At 68.7% G+C, this 17089-nt stretch carries 24 protein-coding genes and 5 pseudogenes; 11 read left to right on the top strand and 18 right to left on the bottom strand.

Annotation, left to right across the window (positions count from 1 at the left end):
* The 4 genes and pseudogenes from ACIQTP_RS10130 to ACIQTP_RS10145 form a co-directional block, all read right to left on the bottom strand.
* Positions 1-336 (bottom strand): annotated as a pseudogene (locus tag ACIQTP_RS10130) (VOC family protein); the annotation flags it as partial.
* Between the two features lie 322 nt (positions 337-658).
* Complete coding sequence (locus tag ACIQTP_RS10135) at positions 659-832, bottom strand: CsbD family protein (protein ID WP_403398175.1); 174 nt, start codon at positions 830-832, stop codon at positions 659-661.
* A 280-nt stretch (positions 833-1112) separates the two neighbouring features.
* Positions 1113-1613 (bottom strand): annotated as a pseudogene (locus tag ACIQTP_RS10140) (transposase); the annotation flags it as partial.
* Complete coding sequence (locus ACIQTP_RS10145) at positions 1523-1849, bottom strand: plasmid stabilization protein (protein ID WP_403399076.1); 327 nt, start codon at positions 1847-1849, stop codon at positions 1523-1525. The gene ACIQTP_RS10145 and the pseudogene ACIQTP_RS10140, both read right to left, overlap by 91 nt.
* A 9-nt stretch (positions 1850-1858) precedes the next feature.
* On the opposite strand from ACIQTP_RS10145, the gene ACIQTP_RS10150 reads away from it, so the two are divergent.
* The gene (locus ACIQTP_RS10150; protein WP_403398178.1) at positions 1859-2410 is read left to right on the top strand and encodes an isochorismatase family cysteine hydrolase; all 552 of its coding nucleotides are present in this window, start codon (positions 1859-1861) and stop codon (positions 2408-2410) included.
* A gap of 100 nt (positions 2411-2510) precedes the next feature.
* Here ACIQTP_RS10150 and ACIQTP_RS10155 read toward each other — a convergent pair whose 3' ends face one another.
* The 12 genes and pseudogenes from ACIQTP_RS10155 to ACIQTP_RS10210 form a co-directional block, all read right to left on the bottom strand.
* A complete protein-coding gene (locus ACIQTP_RS10155) occupies positions 2511-3182 on the bottom strand; it encodes an HAD family hydrolase (protein ID WP_403398180.1) in 672 nt (223 codons plus the stop codon).
* Between the two features lie 7 nt (positions 3183-3189).
* A pseudogene (locus ACIQTP_RS10160) lies at positions 3190-3736 on the bottom strand (LLM class flavin-dependent oxidoreductase); the annotation flags it as partial.
* Between the two features lie 69 nt (positions 3737-3805).
* Positions 3806-4150 (bottom strand): hypothetical protein, encoded by a 345-nt coding sequence (locus tag ACIQTP_RS10165; protein ID WP_403399078.1) that lies wholly within the window; start codon positions 4148-4150, stop codon positions 3806-3808.
* Positions 4151-4155: 5 nt separating this feature from the next.
* Positions 4156-4720, bottom strand: a pseudogene (locus tag ACIQTP_RS10170) (polysulfide reductase); the annotation flags it as partial.
* Positions 4698-5113, bottom strand: a pseudogene (locus ACIQTP_RS10175) (formate dehydrogenase); the annotation flags it as partial. The pseudogenes ACIQTP_RS10175 and ACIQTP_RS10170, both read right to left, overlap by 23 nt.
* A 90-nt stretch (positions 5114-5203) precedes the next feature.
* Positions 5204-5464: a hypothetical protein gene (locus ACIQTP_RS10180; protein ID WP_402048757.1), complete on the bottom strand. Its 261-nt coding sequence runs from the start codon at positions 5462-5464 to the stop codon at positions 5204-5206.
* A gap of 275 nt (positions 5465-5739) precedes the next feature.
* Complete coding sequence (locus tag ACIQTP_RS10185; RefSeq protein WP_402048760.1) at positions 5740-5946, bottom strand: hypothetical protein; 207 nt, start codon at positions 5944-5946, stop codon at positions 5740-5742.
* The gene (locus ACIQTP_RS10190) at positions 5943-6095 is read right to left on the bottom strand and encodes a hypothetical protein (protein ID WP_403398182.1); all 153 of its coding nucleotides are present in this window, start codon (positions 6093-6095) and stop codon (positions 5943-5945) included. Before ACIQTP_RS10190 ends, ACIQTP_RS10185 begins: the two co-directional genes overlap by 4 nt.
* Before the next feature lie 91 nt (positions 6096-6186).
* The gene (locus ACIQTP_RS10195; RefSeq protein ID WP_403398184.1) at positions 6187-7725 is read right to left on the bottom strand and encodes a CHAD domain-containing protein; all 1539 of its coding nucleotides are present in this window, start codon (positions 7723-7725) and stop codon (positions 6187-6189) included.
* Between the two features lie 235 nt (positions 7726-7960).
* The gene (locus ACIQTP_RS10200; RefSeq protein WP_403398185.1) at positions 7961-8338 is read right to left on the bottom strand and encodes a hypothetical protein; all 378 of its coding nucleotides are present in this window, start codon (positions 8336-8338) and stop codon (positions 7961-7963) included.
* Complete coding sequence (locus ACIQTP_RS10205; protein WP_403398186.1) at positions 8338-9006, bottom strand: hypothetical protein; 669 nt, start codon at positions 9004-9006, stop codon at positions 8338-8340. The genes ACIQTP_RS10200 and ACIQTP_RS10205 overlap by 1 nt, the downstream gene beginning before the upstream one ends.
* Positions 8997-9575 (bottom strand): RNA polymerase sigma factor, encoded by a 579-nt coding sequence (locus ACIQTP_RS10210; RefSeq protein ID WP_403398187.1) that lies wholly within the window; start codon positions 9573-9575, stop codon positions 8997-8999. The genes ACIQTP_RS10205 and ACIQTP_RS10210 overlap by 10 nt, the downstream gene beginning before the upstream one ends.
* A 157-nt stretch (positions 9576-9732) precedes the next feature.
* Between ACIQTP_RS10210 and ACIQTP_RS10215 the strand changes: the two genes are divergently transcribed.
* The 6 genes from ACIQTP_RS10215 to ACIQTP_RS10240 all read left to right on the top strand — a co-directional run bounded on the left by ACIQTP_RS10215 (position 9733) and on the right by ACIQTP_RS10240 (position 12656).
* Positions 9733-10221: an Asp23/Gls24 family envelope stress response protein gene (locus ACIQTP_RS10215; protein WP_403398188.1), complete on the top strand. Its 489-nt coding sequence runs from the start codon at positions 9733-9735 to the stop codon at positions 10219-10221.
* Positions 10222-10305: 84 nt separating this feature from the next.
* On the top strand, positions 10306-10473 hold the full coding sequence (locus ACIQTP_RS10220; RefSeq protein ID WP_402048779.1) for a hypothetical protein: 168 nt from the start codon (positions 10306-10308) through the stop codon (positions 10471-10473).
* A complete protein-coding gene (locus ACIQTP_RS10225) occupies positions 10470-10883 on the top strand; it encodes an Asp23/Gls24 family envelope stress response protein (RefSeq protein ID WP_403398191.1) in 414 nt (137 codons plus the stop codon). The genes ACIQTP_RS10220 and ACIQTP_RS10225 overlap by 4 nt, the downstream gene beginning before the upstream one ends.
* A 76-nt stretch (positions 10884-10959) precedes the next feature.
* A complete protein-coding gene (locus ACIQTP_RS10230; protein WP_403398193.1) occupies positions 10960-11670 on the top strand; it encodes a DUF6286 domain-containing protein in 711 nt (236 codons plus the stop codon).
* Positions 11671-11700: 30 nt separating this feature from the next.
* A complete protein-coding gene (locus ACIQTP_RS10235; protein WP_403398195.1) occupies positions 11701-12318 on the top strand; it encodes an alkaline shock response membrane anchor protein AmaP in 618 nt (205 codons plus the stop codon).
* A 161-nt stretch (positions 12319-12479) separates the two neighbouring features.
* Entirely contained in the window at positions 12480-12656 is a 177-nt protein-coding gene (locus ACIQTP_RS10240; RefSeq protein WP_402048791.1) for a CsbD family protein, read from the top strand.
* A gap of 256 nt (positions 12657-12912) precedes the next feature.
* On the opposite strand, the gene ACIQTP_RS10245 is transcribed toward ACIQTP_RS10240, so the two are convergent.
* Together ACIQTP_RS10245 and ACIQTP_RS10250 are read right to left on the bottom strand one after the other, a co-directional pair.
* Positions 12913-13902 (bottom strand): SRPBCC family protein, encoded by a 990-nt coding sequence (locus tag ACIQTP_RS10245; RefSeq protein ID WP_403398198.1) that lies wholly within the window; start codon positions 13900-13902, stop codon positions 12913-12915.
* A 3-nt stretch (positions 13903-13905) separates the two neighbouring features.
* A complete protein-coding gene (locus ACIQTP_RS10250) occupies positions 13906-14922 on the bottom strand; it encodes a histone protein (RefSeq protein ID WP_403398201.1) in 1017 nt (338 codons plus the stop codon).
* Between the two features lie 278 nt (positions 14923-15200).
* Between ACIQTP_RS10250 and ACIQTP_RS10255 the strand changes: the two genes are divergently transcribed.
* The 4 genes from ACIQTP_RS10255 to ACIQTP_RS10270 are packed head-to-tail and all read left to right on the top strand — an operon-like array spanning position 15201 to position 17050.
* Positions 15201-15551 (top strand): gas vesicle protein, encoded by a 351-nt coding sequence (locus ACIQTP_RS10255; protein ID WP_402048800.1) that lies wholly within the window; start codon positions 15201-15203, stop codon positions 15549-15551.
* A gap of 28 nt (positions 15552-15579) precedes the next feature.
* Positions 15580-16056, top strand: coding sequence for a gas vesicle structural protein GvpA (locus ACIQTP_RS10260; protein WP_403398204.1), 477 nt, complete (start codon positions 15580-15582; stop codon positions 16054-16056).
* A 27-nt stretch (positions 16057-16083) separates the two neighbouring features.
* On the top strand, positions 16084-16797 hold the full coding sequence (locus ACIQTP_RS10265; RefSeq protein WP_403398207.1) for a GvpL/GvpF family gas vesicle protein: 714 nt from the start codon (positions 16084-16086) through the stop codon (positions 16795-16797).
* Between the two features lie 10 nt (positions 16798-16807).
* Positions 16808-17050: a gas vesicle protein GvpG gene (locus ACIQTP_RS10270; RefSeq protein WP_402048809.1), complete on the top strand. Its 243-nt coding sequence runs from the start codon at positions 16808-16810 to the stop codon at positions 17048-17050.
* Positions 17051-17089: the final 39 nt, after the last annotated feature.

Raw genomic sequence — 17089 nt, forward strand, 5'->3', positions numbered from 1 at the left:
GAAAGAGAGCGGTCCCACCGCGGTCGTACCCCCGCGCTCCTGACTTCGGGCCACCGTCTCGTCCGCACTCGCCACCGCGAAATACGGAGTCCACGCGACGGCCGTGCTTGCCGCGAGGTTCACCTCCGAGATCCCTGCGACCGGGACCCCGTGCACGCTCGCGACCCGATACTGGTCGCCCACCGTGCTGCCCGTGCGCCACTCCCAGCCCAGCACGGCGTGGTAGAAGTCCTCCGCCGCCCGCAGATCGCGCGTGGTCAGACTCGCCCAGCAGGGTGCTCCGAACACCGAGTGACTGGTGGTGACCTCACCGTGCAATGCTGCGTCGCTCTTCATCGCCGTACCGCCTGACCTGCCTGACACCGCAATCGTCATGGATCGTGCATAGACCCCGGACTCGGTGGTCGTCCAAGAGCCGGGTGCCCCTTCGAACGCGCCGCAACCGCTGTCCCGCGCACACCGCGCAGCGACCGACGCCAGACGAGTCGAACTGCCTGCAGTGGCGCGCAACAGGCCGAGGCGGTCGGGCAGCTGTCCCGACCGCCTCGAGCCGTCTCATGCAGTCAAGCCGCGGGTGGTGCCGACCGACGAGGTGTTCGGACTCGGCATTCGCTCGGCTCGGTGCGTCCTGTCAGGCGTACCGCCGGAGCGAGCAGTCCTACCGGCCGGTCCTCTTCACACGGTCCGTCGCCTTTTCCGTGGTCTCTTGCGCCTTACCGACGATCCGCTCACCCCTGCCCTCAGCCTGCATGCCCTCGTCGTGCATGGCCTTGCCCGTGGTCTCTTTCATCTTTCCTTTGACCTGCTTGGCCTTTGCCTTCGCCTTGCTCATGACCCGTTGCCCTCCAATGAGGCTGGAATTGGTGCTTAAACAATGCGCTGGGCACGACGGCTCCGCAACCGGTCCGCAATCGGTCGCGCAGCTGTATCGGAATGCGGCAGCACGAAGAAATGCCAGGTCGAAACAGATCATCGGGGGGGGTAGGGCGGTCTCGTCTGTTTCTGACTCGATCGGGTGGAGGCGGGCCTTGGTCAGCAGGTCGAGTCCCGTGCAGCCGCTCCTGCGGAGTGTTCGACCAGGTCTGGCCGCCAGATCTCGCGGGGAAACGCGGTGAATGCGAGAGGTTCGTCCCGGCGGCGTCCAAGTGGGTTGCGGCCTTGGGGAACTTGGCCTCCACAGCGTCCAGGGCGTGCCGCATCTGGACCTGGAGGACGGCGGTCTCGGGCTTTTCGAAGACGGTCCGCAGCAGCGTGGGCACCCAGGGCTGGGCCGATTTCGGAACCTGGCTCAGCACGTTGCGGGCGTAACGCGTGCGGCTTCGCCGCCACGATGAACCGGGCACGACCGCGCCGATGGCGTCGACGAGCCCCGTGTGGGCGTCGGAATTGACGAGCTGGACGCCGGACAGGCCGCGGGCGATCAGCGAGCGCAGGAAGGTGAGCCAGCCCGCCGCGTCCTCGGCTGTGGTGACGTCGACGCCGAGGATCTCGCGGTGGCCGTCGGCATGCGCGCCTACCGCGATCAGCGCGTGGACGTTGATGATGCGGCCGCCTTCCCAGACCTTCCGGGTCGGTGCGTCGACCCAGACGAACGAGTAAGGGCCCTGGTCCAGGGGCCTGTGGCGGAAGGCGGCAAGCTTCTCAACCCGGCGGGTGGAGTCGCCTCGCCCGACCTGGCGCGCTCCTTGTTGACCGTCCGCGCAGCGATCTCCTTCCCCCGGCCAGTAGAGGCACCGCGACTCTCGACACCCTCCTTGAGGTGCTCGTATTGACGCTCACGCTTGGGACTGGAACCTGACGGAAGCGGGAGCCCGCCATGGAACCTGCGAGCAGAGCGGAACAGCGGCATCATGACGACATGAGCCACAGGCGCAGCGCGGTCATCGTGATCGACATGATCAATACGTACGACCACGCCGATGCGGACCTGCTGCTCCCCTCTGTCCAGAGGGCCGTCCCATCGATAGTGCACCTGATCGAACGAGCTCGGGAGCGCAAGGTCCCCGTCATCTACGTCAACGACAACTTCGGACAATGGCGCTCGCACCACGGCGAGATCCTCCAGACGGCGCTCGCCGGGCCCCGATCCGACCTGGTCGAACCGATTCGCCCCGACGAGGACTCCCTGTTCGTCGTCAAGGCACGGCACTCGATCTTCTACGAGACACCGCTGGCCTACCTGCTGAATCAACTCAAGGTGCACCACACCATCCTGTGCGGGCAGGTCACCGAACAGTGCGTCCTGTACTCCGCTCTCGACGCCCACATCCGCCACCTGCAGGTAACCGTGCCGGAGGACGCCGTCGCGCACATTCACGCCGACCTGGCCCAAGCAGCACTAAAGATGATGCACACCAATATGAACGCCGACATCGTGGACAGCGGCGCCGTCCAGCTCAGAGCCCGCTAGGAAGACGCCACCCATTCTGGATCTGCCATGGGTAATGGCGGGTCAGGTGCCTCGGGTTGAGCAGTGCAGCGCCCTGCATGCTGCTCCTATGGAGCTCCGGTCACTCCCGGTCGGCGAAGACACTGGTATCCAGGCGTTCCAGGAGGTCGGCGGGGTCTCGGTACACCGCGCGAGCGCCGGCTGCCTCCAGGTCTGCACGCGGGATCCCGCCGGACAGTACCGCGACGGCGACCACGCCGTCCCGTACGCCGGCCTTCATGTCCCAGACGGTGTCGCCGACGAACACGGCTCGTTCGCTCGGCACGCCGGCGAGTTCCCTGGCCTGTTCGACGGGGTCGGGGGCGGGTTTGCCGTCGGCGACGTCGTCCGCGCTGGCTGACCCGAGGATGACGTCGTCAGCGTCGATGGCACGTCGTAGCGCGGCGAGCTCCGCGCCGGCCGCCGAGGTGGCCAGTACGATCTCCCAGCCTCGCGCGGCCAGAGCGTGCAGCAGGTCGGCCGCCGAGTCCAGTGCCGGCAGTCGCTCGAAGTACGTGGCGTAGAGGGCGTGGTGGGCCGCGGTGAGCTGCTCGTCGTCGTCACGGTCGCGGTCGTCGCCGAGCAGGTGGTCGATCAGGTCGCCGCCGCTGAGGCCCACGGCCCGGTGGATCTCACGCATGGGGACGTTGTGGCCCGCCTGCCGGAACGCCTCCCACCAGGTGACGACATGGAGGTGATTGGTGTCGACAAGTGTTCCGTCGACATCGAAGATCGCAGCACGTTTCGTGGTCATCTCAGGTGTCCTCGGTCCGTACGAACTGGGTGGCATCGGCGAATCCTGCTGGTCCGGGCAGTTCGGAGGTGATCGGCCAGCCGCTGCCGAACCAGCGGAACTGGTGGACACCACGGTGGTTGACGTTCCCTCCCGCGAAGAGGGAGCGGATGATCTCCACTGCCTCCTCCAGCATCTCCAGCTGGACGGGCGCGGCGGGCCATCCGCCGCCCGCCGCATACTCGTTGAGGCTTTCCCCCGGAGCCGAGTCCCAGGCGGAGGCGTCCCTGGGAGAGGAGTTGCATGGCGGTGGCCTTCTGGGGAACCGCCGCCGGGTGGTAACGGGTCGTCGGGCAACTCACGTACGTCATCAGGGGAATGCGCTCAGTGGCCTGCGCGGCGACACCGAGCACGCTCCACGCGTAGGGGGCGTGTCTCTGGGCCTCTAGCCGGGGGAAGCAGGGATCGGATGTGACGGAGAAGTCGAAGACGGCCCGCTCGGCTCCGGCCACACGGCCGACGAGCTCCCGCGGGCCGCCCTGTTCGGTCATCATCGTGTACCCGATCTGCACCATGTCGCTCTTCTCCTCGTGGTCGAGGCCACCCAGGTGCGCATGGGGTCGCCAAGCGCGGCCTCCGTGTCACTACTGCATCCTCCGCAGCTGCAGGTCGACCTCCTTCTCCTGGTCTCCCGACGCCGTACCCCGCTCGTGTACGGCGAACGAGGCTCTCAGGGCCTCACAGAGCTGGTCCACGGCGACGTAGCCGCCCTGCAACGTCGCGGTGAGCGAACCCTCCAGCGGGGTCGGCCCGGTGGGTATGCGCTCCTGCGTCGGCTCGAACTCCGCGGTCCACACGACAGGGTGGTCCCCGGGCCGCTCATGGAGCGCGGCGTCGGAGGGCCGGTCGATGGGGAACGCCCTCCGCAGGACGTCGAAGACGGTGGCAGCGTCCTGCTTGGACGCTCCGGTCAGGGACACAGTGACCATCGGGGTCACACTCCATTCCTCTGAGGTACGACGGTGTACTTCGGGTCCTCCGCGGAGGCGATGCCCGCCGCGAAGACCCCGAAGCGGGTGCAGACCGAAGCCGCGAGCAGTGCGATCCCACCCCCCAGGGCGGCCGGCCGCCACCGCCGCGGTCGCGGCGCCCGCCAGGGTCAACACGCGGGCGGTGCGCATGAGCGTGCCCGCGCGGCCTTCGCGCCAGGTCTCGGCAACCATGCCCAGGCGTCGTTCGGCAGCGTCGGTCACCACACTTTCGGCCGCTGCGGCGAGGACCGCCGCGCACCGCGCGGGCCCGCTCTCGCGCCGTGGCGCGACGATCAATGCCATCCCCGAGGCGGCGGCCGTAGCGGACGCCGTGAACAGACAGGGAAGTTCTCGGTGAGCACCGTGCCAGGCGGGAACGGCGGTATCGGCGGCAAGAACCGCGGTGTACGAGGCCAGCATCGGCCCGAGTAACGCGGCTCCCGCGGTCGCGGCGGCGCCCGCCTGGGGCAGCCGCCCAGTGACGGCACTGAGAGCGGCTGCGCCGGCGGCGGGGCCGTACGCGCTGAGCCACCCGGTCGGCGACCATGTCCATGGCCGTCTCCAGATCGAGGGGCTCCCAGTCGGTGGCATACGGGCGCCGGTAGAGGACCTCGTGGAGACGCGCGGAGCCTGTGGTGAGCTGAAGGGTGGCAGATCCCTTCGGGCAGGGCGGCCTCGGCTGATGGGCGACGCGGGATCGCCCTCGATCTGCACCACCTTGTCGTCCTTGACGTAGATCTGCCGGCCACAACCGACCGCGCAGTAAGGACAGATGGAAGAGACCACTCGTTCGGCGGTGTCGGTGCGCGGCCTCAGCTGCCGCGTCTGTGCGGACATGACCACCCGGCCCCGCGCCAGCGGGTCGGATCCGGTCAGTTGTCGGTGGACGGGCCAGTCGCTGACCCAGGTGCGCACACCCATCACATGTCCTCTCGGGCGGCCAAGACCCTGTCGACAGTCGCGGGCTCCCTCCCAGCGTCACCTGTCGGGGTTCCCATGGCGCGCGGGACGTCAGGCTGGCGGTTCGTCGGGCACGGGATGCTCCGGACGCCGGCTGCCGGAGTGCGGGGCGCCCCTGCGGCCGGTGCCGGCCTCGTCCGTATCGGGAATCTCCGGGTCGGGCTGCTCGTCGGCGGTGGACTCCATCGAGACGCCGACGACGTCCCAGGGGTCCTCGTCGGCGGTGGCCTGCTGATCGGGCAGGTCCCTGGGGATCAGCTTCGGTATCTGCTCCCCGCTGTTCCCAGGGGCTTCCGGGCGGCGCTCGCTCACGGCATCCTCACTTCCTCGTGCAGGGGCTGGTGTGAGGCGCAGGTACCCCGGCGGCCGACGATGATGCCCGGTGATCAAGGCCCCGCCCCGAGGCTCGTCTCCAGGACTGCCGTTCGCCGCGGATCGAGGATGCGCAACACACACCGGCCCCTTTTCCAGCACTCGGCGGGCGCTGCGATCGCGCTCACGGAACACTGCCGTCGTTCAGCAACACTGTCGTCGTTCGCGGAACACTGTCGTCGGCGCAAACTGGCGCTGGCGACTCAAGCGTGCCGTCACCACACCTCAGGCCCGCCACCGTGCCACTCGATGACCGGTGAGTCGGCCACATCGATCTCATCCATATCCACCCAGCCCGCCCGCCGCATGATCTCGGCCAAGCCGCGCAGACTGCAGGCCGCCCCCGCGGGCTCCCCGTCCACGCGCACTTGGCGCCCCTCCCCCTTGACGGGCGGGCAAACGATCACGGAACGCTCGGTCATTCGGCAAGCATCGCTCGCAACCACACTCCGCGCATGCGGACGTAGCCCAGGACACGCGTACGAAGGTCGCGCTCGTCACCTTCGCCGAGGCGGCCGAGGGCCGGCGGGATCTCATCAACGCTGTCCAGGGCGAGCAGCGTCCTCGGCAAGCCGGGCGTGCTCCTCGGCACGACCGCCCGGCGAATGGCAGCGGCCGGCGCTGTCGTCCCACCGCGGCCGACGGGCAGGACGCTGGACCTCTCAGTGAACGAGCGCCTTGCGCAGCCCGGGCTTCGACGCGTCGGCCCACGCGGTCGGCAGTTCCCGCTCGCGCCCTTGAGCCACGGCTTGCTCCTGGCCGTACAAGAGGCCCCAGGTGAAACCGGGCTCTCCTGCCGCGTGCGCCGCCACGGCCAGGTGCCGCAGGGCGTCCCGCGCGACGACGCTGTCCTGATGGTCCCCGAGCACCTTCTGTACGGCCTTGACGCGCTTGCCGAGCTTCTTGGCGGGTTCGCCGAGCGAGGCGCGCGCCAGTTCGGTGGCGTACCGCGTCTTCTTCGCCGCCTTGCGGGCCTGATGGAGGGCCGCGTCGCGTTCCGTCCCAGGGGAGAGCTCCAGCGCGTGTGCTACCCGGTCAGCCAGCTGGTCGTACTCCTTGAGGGTTGCCTTGACCATCACTTTCTCCGGCTTGCGAGCGGCTTTACGACGCAGCGGGGGCTGCTGCGTGAGCGTGGCCAATGAATTCAGTAGGTCCAGGTAACGGGGTGAGAGCAGGGCGTCGAGAGTGCGCTGCCGCGCCTCGGCGGTGCGGGAGACGTTCCACACCTGCAACCTGGCCTCGACGGGCCCAAGGACCAGTTCCCGGGGCGCGGCCTCGATGCGGCCGCCGAGCCGTTCCATGAGGACCTCCTGGTCGCGTTCGGCGCCCAACTCGCCGCCCAGCCACTTGAGCTCCTCGCGGATCGGATCGGTGACCTCACGCTCCAGCACCGCCCGGTAGGAACGCAGGGTGCTGCGCAGTCGACGACAGGTGACGCGCATCCGGTGCACCGAGTCCGGCAGGCCGCGGCGTACCGCGGGATCGAGGTCCACCAGGGTGCGCACCTGCCCGTCCACATACCTGAGGACCTCTTCGGCGGCCGAGCCGGGTACGACGATCTCGGCACGTGTGTCCGGCAGGCGCGGCGCTCCCGTCCCTGTTTCCTCCAGGGCCCGGCTCAGCTTGGAGGGATTGCCAGCACGGTCGATGCCCTTCTTGCGCAGCGCCTTGTCCACGAGGTCGAGCAGCAAGGGATCGGTGTTCTCGGCGAGTTCGACCTCCATCTCAGTCCATGAGGCCCGTGCGGTCGTGGCCAGAAGGGACTCGGCGCGGACCCTGTCGAGGCTCAGCTCAGCCAGGACCGCGCCTTCCGTATCGACGAGGTGCCGCGTGCTGCGAGTGGACCAGATACGGACGACTGGCCTCAGCTCCACCCCTCGGGTGCGAGAAAGGACCAGGTCACGCAGGGCGTCCGGGACCCTGTCGGACAACGGGACCTGCACCTCCTCCCGGCTGTCCCCGGACATGGGCAGTTTCAGGTGCCAGCCCGCATCCGCCCCACCGGTCCTTCGCCGGAGTGTCGCCGACGCACCAACCAGGCGCAGGTCGTCAGTGTCGTAGTACACGGCGTCCAGTTCGTCGAGGCCCTCTCCCACGACCGATGCGATGCCGTCCACGCCGGTGAGGTCCGGCAGCCACGAGGTGTCATTGGCCGACGGGGCTTCGTACTTGCGCTCTGTCTCTCGCTTCGAATGGGTCATACCGGGCGCGTGCACACCTCAGCACCGCTCAAACCCTCGTGAGGCAACATATGCGGCCTCCGGCCAGGAGGCTCGGCCGGGGGCCGCGTCGAACGGACAGGCTATGGCCTGGATGGCTTTGCGGCGGTCGTCTTTCGGTCTCCGCAGATCCCTCAGTCTCCGCAGAGAGCAGTCGGTCTTCAAGGCGGTGACGGTTCGTGGGACCGGCGGTTCGTGGGACCGGTACCTGCGGCGCTCACGCCGTGGCGGGGCGGGCGGCGATACGGGTCACCGTGACCGCGACGGTCACCGGCTCCGCGACACCGTGAGTGGCGAGGTGGGAGGTGGCGGCGGTCCGTACCCGGTCGTGGACGTTCCTGGCGGTGTCCAGGGCTCGGTGGCCCTCGGCCAGGACGCAGCGCACCTCGATGCGCCATCCCGAACCGTCCGGCGCCCGGTCGGCGCGGATGCCCGCCTCGGGCGGCATGCGGTGCGGCGCGGTGTCCGCCAGGGTGTGCGCGGCGGCTGCCGCGAGGCAGTGGGCCAGTCGGGGTTGCAGGCCGGCCACGCCGGAAACCGCGAGGGCTGCCTCGGCCGCGACGCCGAGGAGCGTGGTCGTGCCGGTGGCGGTCATCACGTACCTCCGTCCATGAGGCCGGGGCTCAAGGATGGCAACGGCTCCAGTACGTCGACCACGCTGATGTCGACGGCAGTCACGGCCAGACCCAGGTCCTGTCCGGCCGAGCCGAGGACCGATTGACGTACCTGATCAACCCGGTCGGGCAGCGGGCGGTCTAGGGCAGCGGCCAGGGCCATGGTCACCCGTACGTCGGTGCCCTCGGCCGCGGGTACGAGCCGGCAGGTCGCGGCCCTCACACCGGAAATCGTGTCCGCGGCCTGCCGCAGCACCTTCGCGGCAGCGCTCTCGGCGATCCGCAGCTCGCGGCCCGGGTCGGCCAGAGGCAGCAGCCGTCCGAGCCGGACCTCTGCTCTGACGACGTTCATGACACGGTCGGCGAGTGCCTGCAGGCCGGGAGGATCTTCCGTACGCAGCGCCTGGGCGGCCTGGTTCACCGTGGCCAGTCCCTCGGCGGCCTCGTGGCAGTGAGGACAGGACACCGTGTGCGGGTCCGCGGCCGGCGCGGCGTCCTGCGCCTGTTCCCAGACTCGGCTGAGCAGACGGCCGCAGGGCAGTACCTCATCACCCGCGAACGGGGGCGGGTCGGCGGCGGTCGGGCTGGGGCGGGGCCCGTCGGCGCGGGGCGATTCGGAAGGCCGGGCGTGTGGGTCGTCTAGCGCCATGAGCCCATCGCCTCCTGCAGGGATCGGCGTGCTCTGAACAGTCTGCCGCGCACCGTCTGCTCACTGGTCCGTGTCATATGGGCGATCTCGTTGTAGGGCAGGCCCTGCAGTTCACGCAGGATCCAGCAGATGCGCTGGTCGGCGTCCAGCTCGGCGAGCGCCCGGGACAGGGCCGCGGTGGCCGCGTCCTGCTCGGCGGTCCGGGCGGGCTGGCTGCTCGCGTCGCCCGTCGCGGGTTCGGCGACGGTGTCCAGGGGAAGGGGCGGCGGGCGGCGCCGCCGTCGCATGGTCAAGCAGCGGTTGATGGTGATCCGGTACATCCAGGTGCGGAACTCAGCACTGTGACGGTACTCCGGTAGACGCCGCCAGGCGCTGACGAAGGCGTCCTGAACGGCCTCTTCGGCGTCCTGGGGATTGCCGAGGATGCCACGGGCCAGGGCCAGGAGGGACCCGTTGTGCCGCTGGACGAGAACGGCGAAGGAGTCTTCGTCTCCCTCGGCCGCCCGCACCGCAAGCAGTCCGTCCGGCAGGTCGCATCCCAGCCGTGGGGAAGCAATACGTTGGATCATGACGCTCTCGCAGGGGACTTGGAAAGATCGTGTACCCCCACCACACCCATGTGATGCACATCACACATCATGTCTGTGAGAGGTACGCCGCCCCGGGTGTCCAACCTCTTGAAGGGCACCGTGCAGGTGTCACACCTGACCCATCGAGGCGACCGCCATGACGGACAACATCACCAGCGTCGGCGGGGGCAGCCGGCCCGACACAGGCGTCAGCGCGCTGAAGGGCCGTACCGGGGCCGGAGCTCCGGCCGAGACACGAGGGAAGACCACCATCGCGGACGGCGTGGTGGCCAAGATCGCGGGCATGGCCACACGCGAGGTACCGGGCATCCACAGCCTGGGAGCGGGGATGGCCCGCGCCTTCGGCGCCATGCGGGAACGCGTCCCCGGCGGAGGCGGGGGCGGAGGCGTCACGCGCGGGGTGAAGGTCGAGGTCGGCGAGCGCCAGGCCGCGGTGGACTTGGACGTTGTCGTCGAGTACGGCGTCTCCATCGTCGACGTCGCCGGGGCCGTACGCACCAACGTGATCAGCGCCGTGGAGCGGATGACGGGACTGGAGGTCGTCGAGGTGAACATCGCCGTCGACGACGTCCACCTCCCCGACGAGGAGGAAGAGGCCGAACCGGACGAGGGCCGCGTGAGGTGATCGACCGCCGTGCCCACGGCCATGCCCCGCGCATGAGCGGGTGATCACACGGACGATCACGTTCGCGAGACGGGTGAGTGCAAGATGAACGCAGCGACAACGGGACTCGCGGCCGGCATGGCTCTGGGCTTCGCCGGATACTTCGGCGGCTTCTGGGCGTTCCTGCTGGTTCTGGTTCTGGGTGTGGCGGGGCTGATCGTCGGCCTCGTCGTGCAGGGCGACCTCGACCTCCATGCGCGGAGGCAGCGGTGAGTACCGGGCCCGGTTCCCAACCCCCTGACGAAGGGCCCGGCCCGCCGGGGCGATCCGCCGACCTGCCGCCTCCGGCCGAGCGGGGCGCCACCGTCATCCCGGACAGGGTGGTCGCCCGTATCGCCGCCAGGGCCGCACACACGGCTCAGTCCCGGCGCGCCGTGATACCGCCCGACCGGGGCGGACCGACGGCCCCCAGCGCCTCCGCCACCGTCCGTACCGGATCGGTGCGCCTGCACCTGGCCATGGACCTGCCCTATCCCACCGACATTCCCCACGTCTGCGAGCGGATCCAGCACGACGTCGCCGAACGGGTGACTCAGCTGACAGGCTTGGAGGTGGGAGAGGTCACCCTCACCGTCCGTCGGCTGGTGACCGCCGCCGACGCGAACCGGGGACGGGTCCTGTGAGCCGCCCGGCAGCCCGGGCCGCCGGGCACACCGTCCAGGAAGCCGCCGGGCACACCGTCCAGGAAGGAGGACCGGAATGACACCAGACCCGGACCCTCCCGCGCGCAGCTCCGCACCGTCCGGGCGTCGCGCCACGGTGCCGCTGACGAAGGAGCCCGAAGAGCCGAGGGAGCCGACGGAGTCCGGTCCCCCCGAACACGACGTGCCCCCTCCGCCGGACTTGGTGGCGGACCAGCACGACAGACGGCACCGGACCCACCGTCCATGGTCCACGCGCCGCCTACCGGCCGCGCTGGTCGCCTCGGTGATTCTCGTGGCGGCGGCTGCGGCGCTGTTCGACGTCGTCGCCGTACGGGCGGGACGCCCTGCGGCAGCCTGGCGACGGCACCTGGCCGACGAGTTGGCCACTCGCCCCGTGGACGACGTGTGGGTGCTCACGGGGGCCGCAGTGGCCGCCGCCCTCGGCATCTGGTTGATCGCCCTGGCCCTCACCCCCGGCCTACGCCACTGGCTGCCCCTGCGCTCCCCCGCGACCGGGCTGCGGGCTTCCCTGGACCGCGACGGCGCCGCCGAACTGCTGCGCGACGCCGCCATGCGGGTCCCGGGAGTGAGCACGGCTCGCGTCCGGGTGCGCCGACACCGCGTCAAGGCCCGCGCGGACGTCCGCTTCCGCGACCCCCAGCAGGTGAAGGACGACCTCACCGCCGTCCTCGACGAGGAGCGCGACCGGCTGGCCCTCGCCCGCCCTCCCCGCATCGTCGTACGGGTGCGGCGACGCACCGACTGAGCGAAATCCCCCAGCACCGGAGCCCACACCATGACGCCGCGAACCGTACTCAACCGCAGTCTGCTGGCCCTCGCCGGACTGGTACTGCTCGGCGGCGGCCTGCTCATTCTCTTCGCCGGGCTCGACATCTACCGGCGCCACGACCTGATCCCGCCCGTCGGCTGGCCTCTGACCACCCCGCACGACGTCCTGCTCGGTGCCGCCGACCGGGCCCGCTGGAGCAGTCAGGGCTGGTGGTGGTGGCCCGCGGTCATCGCCGCCCTCGCCCTCGTCGCCGTGCTCGCCCTGTGGTGGCTGCTCGCCCAACTGCGACAACGCCACCCCGGAGCGCTGCCCGTGGGCGGCACACCCCCGCAGGAAGGCGTCGAACTGCGCGACCGCGCGCTCAGCGACGCGATCGCCGCCGAGGGCGGTGCCCTTCCAGGGGTTGAACATGCGGCCGTACACATCACTGGCCGGCCCGCTCACCCCCGCACCGACATCACGCTCGCTCTCACCCCCCACAGCGCACCCGGCGCCGTCCTCGACACCCTGTGCGAAGGCCCGCTCCGTACCGCACGCCGGTCCACCGGCTTCCCCAACTCCCCCCAGATGCACACCGAGGTCCGCCTACGGGTCGCCCACCACAAACCGCACCGCGCGCAGTAAGGCAGGAGACCGTTGCCTGGCGATCTGTCCTCTCACCGCTCCCCTTGGCTTGAGGCGGTCGCCCAGTTGCCGGGCCCGGCGGGCAGGCGCACGGTGAACAAAGATGTGTCGGTCCTGGACGGGCCGCGCTTCCCAGCGTCTTCAAGAGGATGGCGATTCAGATGGCCAAGACCAATGCGAAGGTGCACCAGATCCGGGGCAAGATGAAGGAGACTCTCGGCAAGGCCCTCGGGGACTCATCAATGCAGCAGGCCGGGCGTGGGGAACAGCTGCGCGCCAAGGCACATGAGATGACGGAAAGGGCGGCGGGCCACCTTCGTAAGCGGAGCGGGCACTGATCGCGGGCATACGCCTGGTCCGCACCTTCGGGGTCTGGTGACATTGCCCGCCGGCCGCCCACGGCCGGCGGGCAATGTCACGAAGAGCGTTTCGATGTCCTGACCGCCCTGGGTCTCGGTACCGGCGGCGCCGGTACCGAGACCCAGGGCGGTCAGACCGTACGCGGGGCCATATGCCGCCGCGGGACTTGTGCCTGTGGACGAGCCGCGTCTCGGGGCAGGGCACGCCGAGGGGAATCGCTCGGCTCGGGCCGCGTCAGCCCTCGTCCTCGGCGTCCTCGGTGTCCTCGGCGTCCTCCTCGTCCTCCTCGGCGTACTCGTCCTCTGGCCCCTCCTCGTCGTACTCCTCTTCTTCCTCTTCCTCGTCGGGCGTCTCCTCGTCTTCTTCGTCGTACTCCTCCTGCTCCTCGTCCTCCCCTGCCGCTTCCTCCTCTTCCAGTGCTTCCTCGTGGCTGCGAATCACCTCGCCGTCGCGGATCTCTCCGCGCCAGCCCTCGACGTCCTCGTCGGCGAACGTGACATAGCGCTGGAAGTTCTTGAAGTCCAGCCGCAAACGGCGTCCTTGGGCACGCCACAGGTTGCCCGTCTTCTCGAAGAGACCCGAGGGGTAGTACTCGACGACAAGCACGATCCGCGTCAGATTGGGCGCGAGTTCGTGGAAACTGACACAGCCGTGAGTAGTGCCTTTCGCGCCCTCGGAGCTCCACACGATTCGATCGTCCGGCACCTGTTCCTGAACCGTCGCCTTCCAACCGCGAGTCGAAGGGCCGACCTTCACCTTCCAGTCACTGGCGGTCTCGTCGTTCCGGGACACACTCCGTACACCTTTGGTGAAGTCGCTGAACTCCTCGTACTGGGTCCAGTAGTTGTACGCCACGCGGATCGGCACACCCACGTCCAGCACTTCAATGATGTTCATCACCTTGGTGCTGCCGGACTTGCCTCCGCGTCCCCCGCCGAAGACGTTCTTGACCTTGTCCATCACATTGTCTTTGAGGCCCTTGGCCTTCTCACCGACGAACGCCTTCAAGGGGGAATCACCTTTGAGGATGCGTCCGCCGACGCCGAGAAGAGATCCGCCGTTCTCGGCCGTGTCGAGGAGCTGGTCGGTGACATCCCCCAACTTTTCCCCGGCCTTGTCGACGAGATGTCCGACCTGAGCACCGAGGAAGTCGGTCAGTTCATCGCGCAACATTTCGAGGCCGGAGCCATCTCCCCGGCCGGAGTCACGCTCTTTGTCGGCCATGACCTACCTCCGCCGCGCGGGAGTCTTCTTGGCAGCCGCCTTCTTCGCGGGGGCTGCCTTCTTGGACGGGGCCTTCTTCGCGGACGCGCTCTTCGTCGATGCCCTCTTCGCCGCCGCCTTCTTGGCAGGGGGCGGCGACTTCTTCGCGGTCTTCTTCGCCGGCGGCGACTTCTTGGCGGCAGTCTTCTTGGCCGCCGGCCGCTGCGCCGCCGACTTCTTGGCCGGGGGCCTGTGCGCCGCGGTCTTCTTCGCGGGAGCCTTCTTCTCGGGAGCCCTCCTCGCAGGAGTCCTCTTCCTCTCGGGAGCGGCTTCCTTGGCAGCCGCCCTACGGGGAGAGGGTTTGGCCGCCTGCTTCTTTCCCGCTACGCGGCGACGACGCCGTGGCGGCTCCTCCTCAGCCTCTTCCTCCGGCTCTTCCTCCTCCTCCGGTTCTTCTTCCTCTTCTTCTTCCTCTTCTTCCTCCTCCGCTTCTGCCTCTGGTTCTTCTGCTTCCGGCTCTTCTGCCTCCGGCTCTTCAGCCTCGGGCTCTTCTGCCTCCGGCTCTTCCTCCTCTTCCTCCTCCTCTTCTTCTTCGAACTCTCCCTCAGGCTCTTCCTCGCCCTCTTCCTCCTCCGGTTCCTCCTCGCCCTCCGTCTCCTCCTCGTCTTCGTAGCGCTCCTCGCCCTCCTCCGGTTCTTCCTCGTCCTCTTCTTCCTCCTCGCCCTTCTCCTCACCAATGCGCAGCGTGCGCTCATGGAGAGAATCGGCGAGGTCGGCGAGGCGCCGGTCGGCGGTGGCGGCCAGGGCTTTGCGTCCGGCGTCCAGCAGCTCGCCGCGCACCTGCTCGTTCAGCTCGGCGACTCCAGGAACGTCGCCGAGTTTCTTCAGGCCGGTCGTCAACAGCTGCTGCGGATCGAGCCCAAATCGGCGACCTGCGAGATAGGTTGCCAGCCCGAAGGCGAAACGGGCTTTCTTCGTACGTCCGAGCACATAGCCAGCTGCGACCGCGGCACCGAGGCCGATCTTGGTCGTGTCGTTCATGAGGCGGTTCCCTTCGGAAAGGGGAGGCGAACACACTCGAATTACGGGCCAACATCCCCTGCCCAACCAGTGATTGAGACAGAAGCGGATCGCACGCGACGCGTCTCTCGGCCCGCTGAGAGCACCCCGGGCACGCCATACGGCCCCACCGGGAGGCCGTGGCCCCACCGGGCAGGTTCACTCGAAGCCATCCACGCCCGGCGACATGTGCCTCTATATGATGGAATTATAGTGTTTGTGCGTGGAGTATGGCGCGCGCTCCGACCACCGGAGAGACCATGGCCGCAGCAGAACCCCGGCGGCGATCCAGCAGCGGTAGCCGCAGCACTGACCGGGGCACCACAGGTGGCCCCCGACGCCGCTCCGGCAAGGGCAACACAGCCTGGGCCATTCGTTCCGCCGTCGAACAACTTCAGGAGTTGCTCGGACGGGCCCCCGAGTCCGTCTCGGCATTGAAATCCACCGAGGCCGGTTGGGAGGCCGACGTGGAGGTACTCGAACTGGAACGCGTCCCCGAAACCACGAGCGTGATGGCTACCTACCGAGTGACGCTGGACGAGGAAGGCGACCTGGTGGAGTACCGAAGGACGCGCCGCTACAGCCGCGGCCAGATCGACCGGCTGGGCTGAGGCCGCAACGGCCATGAAGGGAGGCACCATGACGGTGGTGCCGCAGAGTGGAGGCGGTGTCGCGCGCGGTGGTGGCGGCGGCACCAGCCTCTACGACGTCTTGGAACTCATTCTCGATCGCGGGCTTGTCATCGACGTCTTCGTCCGCGTGTCTCTGGTGGGGATCGAAATCCTCAAGATCGACGCTCGCATCGTCGTGGCCAGCGTCGACACCTATTTGCGTTTCGCCGAGGCCTGCAACCGCCTCGACCTCGAGACCGGGAGGAAGGCACCCGCCCAGTTGACCGACATCGTCGGAGACACGATGGAGAGCGGAGCCAAGGGCAAATCCAAGGGGGCCCTCTCCGGCGCGGCGGAAGCGGTCACCGATTCCCTCAAGGGGATCACCGGCCGTGACGACGAAGAAGAGGAGGAGGCCGAGGAAGAAGACGAGAGCAAGGAAAAGGAACCCGTGGAGAGGCGACGGCGGCCGGCTCGGCGCACCTCCCGACGTGAGCGCGAATAGGGCTCGCCCGGCGAGAAGGAATGAGCCATGGCCGTTTATATCTACTCCATCACCGGCAAGCAGCACCCGCTCAGCCTCGACGGGCTCAGCGGAGTCGGTGAGTCACCGGCGGGCTTGCGGGCACTGACGGCGGGACCGCTGTGCGCCGTGGTCAGCGATGCGCCAGAGGATCTACGCCCCAAGCGCCGCGACATCATCGCCCACCAGGAAGTGCAGAAGAGCCTCATGGCTGATGGCACTGTGCTCCCCATGCGGTTCGGCCTCATCGCCGAGAACGACGAGGCCGTTCTGCTGGCTCTGGAGCAGAATGCGGCGGACTACACGGACAGGCTTCAAGTACTGGAGGGGTGCACCGAGTACCACCTCAAGGCGTCGCAGGACGAAGACGCGCTGCTGCGGCAGATCCTGCGGGAGTCGGACGTGGCGCGAGAGCTCAATGACGAGATCCGGAGCGGCACCGCCGCCACCGACGCGTCGCTGCGACTCGGCGAGCTGGTCGCCCAAGAGGTGCAGGCACGGCAAGAGGCGCTGGCGGCGGGCGTGGTCGAAGCACTGCGCCCCTTTGCCCGGACGCTTGAAACATCCCAGCCGACGGGTTCGGACTTTCTCAATGTGTCGTTCCTGGTGACCGAGGAACAGGAAGAGACCTTCCTCACCTCGGAGTTGAGCGTCGCCCACCAGATGGGCGACGACTTCGACTTCCGGCTCAACGGCCCCCTGCCTCCCTACAGCTTCGTCTGAAGGAGTTCTCATGGGCCTGCTCACACAGCTCGTCACCCTCCCCCTGGCACCCGTGCGCGGCGTCGTATGGGTAGTGGAGCGCGTCCGGGAGGAAGCCGAGAACGAGTACTACGACCCCGCGCCGGTGCACCGCGAACTCGCCGAGCTCGAACGTCTCCTCGTCGCAGGGGAGATCGACGAGGAGACGTTCGACCAGCGCGAGGACGAACTGCTCGACCGGCTGGAGGAGATCCGTGCCTATCGGCAGGGCTGACACTCCTGATCCGGCACGAGGGAATACGAGGCCGCAACC

The organism is Streptomyces sp. NPDC090798 (genome assembly GCF_044768965.1).
Taxonomy (GTDB): Bacteria; Actinomycetota; Actinomycetes; order Streptomycetales; family Streptomycetaceae; genus Streptomyces.

What these genes read in the sequence shown, in the direction of transcription:
- ACIQTP_RS10250 (WP_403398201.1), bottom strand. Translation starts at nt 14,922, where the DNA reads ATGAACGACACGACCAAGATCGGCCTCGGTGCCGCGGTCGCAGCTGGC.
- ACIQTP_RS10255 (WP_402048800.1), top strand. Translation starts at nt 15,201, where the DNA reads ATGGCCGCAGCAGAACCCCGGCGGCGATCCAGCAGCGGTAGCCGCAGC.
- ACIQTP_RS10270 (WP_402048809.1), top strand. Translation starts at nt 16,808, where the DNA reads ATGGGCCTGCTCACACAGCTCGTCACCCTCCCCCTGGCACCCGTGCGC.
- ACIQTP_RS10200 (WP_403398185.1), bottom strand. Translation starts at nt 8,338, where the DNA reads ATGACCGCCACCGGCACGACCACGCTCCTCGGCGTCGCGGCCGAGGCA.
- ACIQTP_RS10210 (WP_403398187.1), bottom strand. Translation starts at nt 9,575, where the DNA reads ATGATCCAACGTATTGCTTCCCCACGGCTGGGATGCGACCTGCCGGAC.
- ACIQTP_RS10215 (WP_403398188.1), top strand. Translation starts at nt 9,733, where the DNA reads ATGACGGACAACATCACCAGCGTCGGCGGGGGCAGCCGGCCCGACACA.
- ACIQTP_RS10260 (WP_403398204.1), top strand. Translation starts at nt 15,580, where the DNA reads ATGACGGTGGTGCCGCAGAGTGGAGGCGGTGTCGCGCGCGGTGGTGGC.
- ACIQTP_RS10265 (WP_403398207.1), top strand. Translation starts at nt 16,084, where the DNA reads ATGGCCGTTTATATCTACTCCATCACCGGCAAGCAGCACCCGCTCAGC.
- ACIQTP_RS10135 (WP_403398175.1), bottom strand. Translation starts at nt 832, where the DNA reads ATGAGCAAGGCGAAGGCAAAGGCCAAGCAGGTCAAAGGAAAGATGAAA.
- ACIQTP_RS10165 (WP_403399078.1), bottom strand. Translation starts at nt 4,150, where the DNA reads ATGGTCACTGTGTCCCTGACCGGAGCGTCCAAGCAGGACGCTGCCACC.
- ACIQTP_RS10245 (WP_403398198.1), bottom strand. Translation starts at nt 13,902, where the DNA reads ATGGCCGACAAAGAGCGTGACTCCGGCCGGGGAGATGGCTCCGGCCTC.
- ACIQTP_RS10155 (WP_403398180.1), bottom strand. Translation starts at nt 3,182, where the DNA reads ATGACCACGAAACGTGCTGCGATCTTCGATGTCGACGGAACACTTGTC.
- ACIQTP_RS10235 (WP_403398195.1), top strand. Translation starts at nt 11,701, where the DNA reads ATGACGCCGCGAACCGTACTCAACCGCAGTCTGCTGGCCCTCGCCGGA.
- ACIQTP_RS10230 (WP_403398193.1), top strand. Translation starts at nt 10,960, where the DNA reads ATGACACCAGACCCGGACCCTCCCGCGCGCAGCTCCGCACCGTCCGGG.
- ACIQTP_RS10185 (WP_402048760.1), bottom strand. Translation starts at nt 5,946, where the DNA reads ATGACCGAGCGTTCCGTGATCGTTTGCCCGCCCGTCAAGGGGGAGGGG.
- ACIQTP_RS10205 (WP_403398186.1), bottom strand. Translation starts at nt 9,006, where the DNA reads ATGGCGCTAGACGACCCACACGCCCGGCCTTCCGAATCGCCCCGCGCC.
- ACIQTP_RS10240 (WP_402048791.1), top strand. Translation starts at nt 12,480, where the DNA reads ATGGCCAAGACCAATGCGAAGGTGCACCAGATCCGGGGCAAGATGAAG.
- ACIQTP_RS10195 (WP_403398184.1), bottom strand. Translation starts at nt 7,725, where the DNA reads ATGACCCATTCGAAGCGAGAGACAGAGCGCAAGTACGAAGCCCCGTCG.
- ACIQTP_RS10145 (WP_403399076.1), bottom strand. Translation starts at nt 1,849, where the DNA reads ATGCCGCTGTTCCGCTCTGCTCGCAGGTTCCATGGCGGGCTCCCGCTT.
- ACIQTP_RS10220 (WP_402048779.1), top strand. Translation starts at nt 10,306, where the DNA reads ATGAACGCAGCGACAACGGGACTCGCGGCCGGCATGGCTCTGGGCTTC.
- ACIQTP_RS10150 (WP_403398178.1), top strand. Translation starts at nt 1,859, where the DNA reads ATGAGCCACAGGCGCAGCGCGGTCATCGTGATCGACATGATCAATACG.